Annotated in this window: 1 pseudogene; it reads left to right on the forward strand. The window is 39.3% G+C overall.

Going from position 1 to position 326, the window contains the following annotated elements:
• Positions 1-326, forward strand: a pseudogene (locus RYX56_RS21640) (competence protein CoiA); the annotation flags it as partial.

Here is a 326-nt window from a genome sequence, read left to right on the forward strand (position 1 = left end):
TGGATCAATTCAAACTAAATTGGTCACTAAACCCAGGGGCACATTCCAATCGCTTTCTTCATGAACTATACAACCAAAATATGAATCTTTTTTTATTGCCTGCAGAAATCGGTCTTCCCGTCCCGCATTCCCTATTTTTTCAAACCTCAACAATTGTTTGGCAAACCTACTTATTTCTTGATGTTCTTGCAGATAAAAATCCAGGGGATATGGTGACTTTAAACGAAATTAGGAGCCAGAACAAGAGAAGAATCAAGCGAAAAGAACTCTCCATTCGCCGTATGCCGCAGCTTGAAAAAGTGAATGACATGGTTCCGGTAAATGAT

Origin of the sequence: Alkalihalophilus lindianensis (assembly GCF_032843265.1) — a bacterium.
In the GTDB taxonomy this organism is placed as follows: domain Bacteria; phylum Bacillota; class Bacilli; order Bacillales; family Bacillaceae_D; genus Alkalihalophilus; species Alkalihalophilus lindianensis.